The organism is Coleofasciculus sp. FACHB-712, assembly GCF_014695635.1.
Lineage (GTDB): Bacteria > Cyanobacteriota > Cyanobacteriia > Cyanobacteriales > FACHB-T130 > FACHB-T130.
The window spans coordinates 1-4,385 of record NZ_JACJOQ010000082.1; the positions used below are offsets into that span (position 1 = coordinate 1).

Consider the following 4,385-nt stretch of genomic DNA (forward strand, 5'->3'; position numbering starts at 1 on the left):
ATGAGTTGTCTGTCGGATTGGAATCTGAATTACAAACTCAGTTCCCTCACCGGGTGCGGAAATACACTTCAGCTGACCGCCGTGTTTTTCCACAATCTGATAGCAAATTGATAATCCTAAGCCGGTACCTTTACCCACAGGTTTCGTTGTGAAGAAAGGGTCAAACATTTGACGCCGTACCGCTTCCGTCATCCCAATTCCGTTGTCTTCAATCCTGATAGCTACCTGATTCTTACCGACTAATTCGGTGCGTATCCAAATTGTTGGGGGTTGGGAATCGATACTGTCCTCTCCATGAGCCATCCCCCATGATTCCTTAGCAAAGACCTCTTCGAGGGCATCAATGGCATTACTGAGAATATTCATAAATACCTGGTTAATCTGCCCCCCCAAACACTCCACAGCAGGGAGATTGCCATATTCTTTAATAATTTTAATCCCAGAGCGTCCCGCTTTTGCTTCTAGTTGATTTTGTAATATCAGAAGAGTACTATTTATCCCGTCGTGTATATTCACAAATTTCTGTTGCGCTTCATCCAATCGGGAGAAATTTCGTAGGGACAGTACCAAGTCCCGGATACGGTTGGCTCCCACCTTCATCGAGCCTAAAAGTTTCGGGAGGTCTGTCTTCAAAAAATCCAGGTCAATTGCCTCAATTTCTGTTTGAATTTCCGGTTCTGGTTGAGGATGATGTTTGATATAAAGTTGCAGCAGATTCAGCAAATCTTGAACATATTGACCGGCATAGCTGAGATTGCCGTAAATAAAATTAATCGGATTGTTAATTTCGTGGGCAATACCAGCTACCAGTTGCCCCAAACTGGACATTTTTTCGGTTTGAATCAGCTGGGCTTGGGTTTTTTGCAGTTGGTGTAAAGTTTGTTCCAGATGTTCGGCTTGTTGTTGTAGAGACGCGATTAATCCTGTCTTTTGCGCCTCTGATTTCCGCAAAGCCGCCTCTACTGCGACACGCTCAATAATGTCCTTTTTGAGAAGCACATTCGCTTGAGCTAATTCGGCAGTTTGCTCCTCTACTTGTCTTTTTAAGTTATCGTGCGCTTGTCGCAATGCCTTTTCAGCTCGTTTGCGCTCAGCAATTTCACAACGCAATCGCTCGTTGCTATTTTCTAATGCTTTGGTACGCTCTTCTACTGCCTGCTGCAATACCTCAATGACATTGTACATATCCGCCGGATTCAGCACTTGTAGCAGGCTGGTTTGGGAGACAATGCCGAGTAATTCGCCCTGATTGCTAGCAACTACCAGACGTCGCACGCGCCGCCGCTGCATTTCTTGATGGGCAACCCATAGGGAATTTGAGGGTTGCAGACAAAATAAGGGTGTACTCATTACGTCTTTTGCCTGCAATTTCGACAAGTCTAATTCCATCGCCTGAAACTGCACCACATCTCGCTCTGTGACAATGCCTACGGGCATTGGGAATTGAGAATTAAGCGTCTTTATTGGCTTGTTCTCAATTTGGTTTTCCCTCTGTTCTGTAATGACGACACAGCTGACTAGCTGACTAGCCATGATTTGGGCTAAATCGAGAACAGAAGCCGTCATAGGCGCATGAACGACTTGGGATGTCATCACATCCGCGACGTATCGCAATCGCGTTAGAAGATTAACGGGTTGCAACGCTTTGCGAATACTATCGTGCGTGACAATTCCGACTACCCCTGCATTATCGTCAATGATTGGCAAATGGCGAATTCGGTGCTGACGAAACAAGGAAAGAGCTGTGAAAACATCGTGAGCTTCTGATTGTCTGAGGGTAATGGCTGGTTGCGTGACGACATCGGCAATTTTGACGTTAATTAGGGAAGCTCTGGCGGCAGTCAGTCTAACGATATCGCGCTCTGTAAAGACTCCCACAAGCTGCGATCCTTGCATGACTAAGACACAATGACCTGCGGCATCGGCAGTGTCAAAATCGGTCTCCTCTTGTGACAACCAACAGGATGCAGGGTGCGGCAAGGCGGCGTTCATTCCCTCGCTCGCCTCCCAGCTTGGGTCTTCTGATGCTGCACTGGTGTCTGCTTGTGTCCCTCTGGCTTGGGTTCCTCTGGGCAACTCACAACTACTACGTAACTGGCTCATTAGCGCCAACACATCAAGGAGGGGTGTATCAGGCGCTACAGTTAGTGGCTGACGGTCAATAGCAGGGTCTAGAGATAGGCAAGGAAGCGGCAGGGCGTTGGGCTGCATTGTGAACCCATCCAGTAATTTCCACAGGGGTACTGTTGGCAATTGTAAACTGTGATACACCCAAACTTCTGCTAATTCTTAGTTATGTGCAATAAATCATTACTTGATTGCAATAAATATTTATGTTTTATGAAAGAAAATAAATCCCTAGCTAGAGGGCTAATTCATAAATTGTCTATATAAAATCAGCACAAGTATCCTAAGAGCAAATATTTCCCTTTCTAGAAGAGAGTCCAATGAGTCCAATGGTTCTTAGCTCTTCAAAAATGAGGAATCGAGGGTTATTTTTCTTATCAAAAAAGAATAATAAAAAGGCTCCAGCAACGACTCAAAATTAGGATAACGAGCAAGAACAAATACATTAAACCCAAATTCGTGCTGGTATATTGCACCTAAAATAATTTACAAATAAGCTTAATGATTAGGGTATAGGCTAATTGCTAATTGGGCAAAAAAGGGCTTTGATTAGCGACTAGCCATTCGTTATTCAGGCTTAAACAGCACCAGTATTTTATCAACAATCGCATCACCAGCGCGGGTTTGCAGGATGGAATATGCTAATTCAATGAACGCAAAATCAGGGCGATTGTCTGTTTTAATCAGTTTGCTAGCAGGATAAAAAGTAATGTCATTGACAATGCCTTCATTCGTTATCCCTGTTTGCCAACCTGCTCGATTCCACGACAGCGATTTCCCACGTAAAGTCAACTGAAACCACTCGATATCATCTTCTCGCAGGTCAATAAAGAGATCGAAATAAGGTTCTCCACCCTGATACCATACTCTTTTGACGCCATCTCCCTTGGCTGAGGTCAATAGCTTCTGATTGATCCGTCGCAACGAAGCGCCCAGTCCTGCAATCTCATCCCGATCCATAGCCATATCCATTTTTCGCATAGCAGCAAGGTTAATTACGTCACAATCAATCTGGGCGTAGGTTGACAGTTCGTTAAATAAGTAAGGCACGGATTCTCTCTTTAGAACATATTGGTGGATACGAGACTTCTGAGGGTGACTCCGGATTTGAGAATAAGGTTAGAGGCTGCAAGCCAGCGATTAACACTAAAAGAGAAAGAACGACTTGTTGTAGGTGCAGGTTTATCCATCTAGTTGGCTATTTACAAATATTTGGCTTCAATCCGTCCTTATGCAACTAACAAACTTCATCGTTTTATTTGTCCTGCCTGAACAGAGAGAATTTGAGAAGAATTCAACCACTGGGCATCGAAGGAACCTAAGTGAGTAGTGGTAATCAGGGTCTGAAAGCGGTCTTGGATGGCATCTAACAGTTGATTTTGCCGGTTTGGGTCTAACTCGGCTAGAACATCATCAAGTAGTAACAGTGGCGGTTCTCCAACGACTTCTTCAATCAACTTTAGCTCTGCCAGTTTCAGTGCCAAGACTAGGGTTCGCTGCTGACCTTGGGAGCCATAAATTCTTGCCGGTGTTTGGTTGATGGTAAACTCAACTTCGTCCCGGTGAGGGCCGACGAGGGTTGTGCCTTGGTGGCGTTCGACGACCCGACGCTGTTGAATTTTCTCTAAAAAAGCTTGTTGCACCGCTTCGGGTTCTTCCTTCTCCAGGGTGACATTGGGGGCATATTTCAATTCCAGCACTTCAGCTCTACCGCTAATGCTAGCGTGCCAAGCCTGAGCGAGAGGTGCCAGCCGTGTCAGGACTCTGGCTCGACGACGGGTAACGCGAGAACCCGCGATCGCTAATTGGACATCCCACAACGCCAATTCAGAGTCCCGATTCAAGTCTCCAGACTTGGTGGAAATTTCCTCTTGCCTGTTACTAGAAGAAGGTTGGGCTTTTCTCGCTTCTTGTCTTAATAAGGCGTTGCGCTGCCGTAATACTTGGTTATATTGCTGCAAAATGTGGGCGTAGACGGGTTCCAACTGGGTGAGGATGGAATCTAGCCAGTTGCGGCGTTGTTCGGGGGCACCTCGCACTAGATCTAAATCTAAACTGGAGAATTCTACAGCGTTGAGGACGCCGAGAAAATCCATTTGGCGTCGCAAAGCTTCTTGGTTAATGGCTGCGGTGCGACGCCCTTGAGTGCGGAGGGTTAAAGCCAGATCCACTAAGCCGTTAGCGCGTTCCAGCGTGGCTGTAATTTTACCGTCCGCCGCGCCTTCGCGGATCAGGTCGCGATCGCGTCCGGCTCGATG

General features: G+C 46.2%; 3 protein-coding genes. All 3 read right to left on the minus strand.

Going from position 1 to position 4,385, the window contains the following annotated elements; genetic code table 11:
• The coding region (locus H6F50_RS02050) for a CBS domain-containing protein (RefSeq protein WP_190425765.1) at nt 1-2,211 on the minus strand (2,211 nt) is incomplete at its 3' end.
• A 483-nt stretch (nt 2,212-2,694) separates the two neighbouring features.
• A complete protein-coding gene (locus tag H6F50_RS02055; protein ID WP_339380271.1) occupies nt 2,695-3,177 on the minus strand; it encodes a hypothetical protein in 483 nt (160 codons plus the stop codon).
• A 197-nt stretch (nt 3,178-3,374) separates the two neighbouring features.
• A partial coding sequence (gene recF / locus H6F50_RS02060) for a DNA replication/repair protein RecF (protein WP_190425749.1) occupies nt 3,375-4,385 on the minus strand: 1,011 nt, incomplete at its 5' end.